The sequence below is a fragment of the bacterium genome, from assembly GCA_021372535.1.
In the GTDB taxonomy this organism is placed as follows: domain Bacteria; phylum Latescibacterota; class Latescibacteria; order Latescibacterales; family Latescibacteraceae; genus JAFGMP01.
This window is the reverse complement of sequence record JAJFUH010000103.1, coordinates 1-2627: the sequence shown is the minus strand read 5'-3', so window position 1 is coordinate 2627 and position 2627 is coordinate 1. Positions and strand designations below refer to the sequence as shown.

Sequence of the window (2627 nt, the reverse complement as noted above, 5' to 3'; positions counted from 1 at the left end):
TTGTTACGATCAATATAATGCTAATATACAATTTTTCGATTATACCAACAGTCCCCTTCCCGAGTTTAATATAAACGATCTCCTCATGGACCGTCGCGATACCCTCTGGGTGGGAACTGAAACGGGGCTGTTCTGCTACAACGGCGTTGGTTGGACCCAATTCACCACCGAAAACAGCGGCCTGTGTGACAACAGGGTACGATGCCTTTCTGTTACTTCTGACAATACCTTGTGGATCGGTACCTATAATGGTGTTTCCCGCTATACCGGAGAAGTTCTAATAACCTCCGTTGATGAAAACGCAACGAAACCTGAAACGCTGCCCGTTATTCGCTCCTTCCCCAACCCCTTCAACCCCTCGACGACCATCGAATTCTCCCTGCCGGAAGCCGGAGCTGCGTCACTCGACATCTACAACATCGCCGGGCAGAAAGTCCGCGGGCTCGTTACGGAAATCCTGACCGCGGGACGACACACCGCCGTGTGGGACGGTAAGGACAACAGCGGAGCTACGGTCTCGGCGGGAATCTTCTTTGCCCGGCTGACCTGCGGCGAGCGGACTACAACGGGGAAAATGGTGATGGTGAAGTGATGTTATACTTCCTGTTTTTTCCCCTCACGCTGCTGAATAATGATTCCCGCCATGATACAGACAAGACCGATGATGGTCGATACGGCGATTGACTCGCCGACGACTGCCCGAATGAAAAAGAGCGACAAAAAGGGCGATATGTACACGAGATTGCTCACCTGAGCGGTCGTTCTCGACAGGTGAAGCCCTTTGAGCCACAGCACGAAGGTGATACCCATCTCGAACAGCCCCACATAAACCGCTCCCAGAATCCAGGGAAACCGCGGCAGGCTTACCGGTGAAACCGCGAGCGAAAACAGGACGATACAACCCGTCCCGAACAAGAAATTGAGAAACAGCTTAACCACTTCATCGCGCCTGTCTTTCACATTGAAAATCCAGAAAAGCCCCCAGATGACCGAGCTCCCGAGCGCCAGCACCGCTCCTGCGGGATTGGTGAAACGCAAGCCCGAAAAATCCCCGTGCGTGGTGATAATGACCACACCAGCGAAGCTCAGCGCAACCGCCGAAATGCTCTTTGCCGTGATTTTCTGCCCGAGGAAGGGAATCGACAGGAGAACGAGCATGAGCGGCCAGGTATAATTGAGTGTGAGCGCCTGCTGGGCTGGAAGGAGCGAATATGCTTTGAACAACACAAGGTAATAGAGAAATGGATTAAGTACTCCCATGCAGAGCGAACGGAAAAAATCATGTCGGGTCGTCTCGCCGAGCAGACGGAGCTTCCCCTGAAAAACGAGTATGAGAAAGAGCGCAGTGAGCGAGGTGCACGACGAGAACAGGAGAAGCTCGACAAAGGTTGTGTGCCTGAGGGTCAGCTTGAACGCGGATGCGGCGGTCGACCAGAAAAGCACCGCCGATACGGCATATATATAGGCTCTCTTTTGATTCTGCATTGCCAACCTGCTCTATTCTGAAAATTCAATAAACCACGGATTTACACGGAAATTTTTAAAATGGCGCCGACAATTCGAACAACTATATTTATTTCCTAAAAACAATATAAATAATATATTATAGCTCTCTGCATTTTTGATGGAAATTTTTTAATGATAAATCCCCCGTGAACTCCGTGTTCTTCGTGGTGAAAATGTATTTTTTTGTACGTCGTCCTTTGACAGCTAAAGCCTCGATGCCACAACAATGGTTTTCCTGAGCCTGTACAGCTTCCCCGTCCGCTTGTCGAGCGCCTCGAAGTCGAGAATATACGGTCCCGCGGTAAGCCGCGATCCACCGCTTCTGCCATCCCACACGCCGCTCCAGACCGAGCCGCTTTCCTCGGTATCACGTATCGAAGCCACTAACCTTCCCCGACGGTCGTAGACGATCAGCCTGACCCGTGCGAGCGGGCACGGCAGCTCATAGGACAGAGTCACCATGTCGGCAAACGGATTCGGCTCGATCCGCAGTACGGGCGATAGTACCGTTGAACCTTCTTCTCCGGGATTCGATGAATAGTAAATGCTGTTACGCGTTCCCGGTGTCGATCCCCCGGGAGCAACACACCTGTCCCATGCCGAACGATCGCCGCTCTGGCGCGGGGAAATGCATTCGAGGGAAATCCCGGAAGGCGCATCCCCGTAAACAGTGCTGTCCATAACAGCTTCCGAACAGTCGAGAAGCGTTATAGTGTCGCCATCGTTATTGAGCTGGGGGAATGGAGCGACATTAAAAGCGGGAGAATCGGAAGCAACATTCCCGACCGGCAGTTTTGAAATGACCGCATAACCGTCCGGCCCGATGTACCCGTGGCAGTCAATTGTGCCTGAAACAGTTCCGGCGGCGTCACGGATACGCCAGCCATACATATCAACCGGCACATCAGCGGTATTGACAACCTCGATCCATTCGGGATCGTCCTCAGCGGGAGCCGCCATTATCTCGTTGAAAACCACTGTTTTCGGTGTAACCGGAACAATAAGCTCTTTATGGAGGGTATCATCAGCCGCTCCGGCGGTATCACCGACAGTAACCACTACTGCCTGAAAACCGAGACAGCCGCCTGGAATTTTATCGAATACGAGCGATTGCTCATCGG

General features: G+C 52.3%; 3 protein-coding genes. 1 reads left to right on the top strand and 2 read right to left on the bottom strand.

The window, feature by feature from the left end; translation table 11 throughout:
• Positions 1 to 592, top strand: a 592-nt coding sequence (locus tag LLG96_09525; protein MCE5250444.1) for a T9SS type A sorting domain-containing protein, incomplete at its 5' end; no start/stop codon positions are given.
• Between the two features lie 2 nt (positions 593 to 594).
• On the opposite strand, the gene LLG96_09520 is transcribed toward LLG96_09525, so the two are convergent.
• Both LLG96_09520 and LLG96_09515 read right to left on the bottom strand, forming a co-directional pair.
• On the bottom strand, positions 595 to 1485 hold the full coding sequence (locus LLG96_09520) for a DMT family transporter (GenBank protein ID MCE5250443.1): 891 nt from the start codon (positions 1483 to 1485) through the stop codon (positions 595 to 597).
• Positions 1486 to 1710: 225 nt separating this feature from the next.
• Positions 1711 to 2627, bottom strand: a 917-nt coding sequence (locus tag LLG96_09515; protein ID MCE5250442.1) for a lamin tail domain-containing protein, incomplete at its 5' end; no start/stop codon positions are given.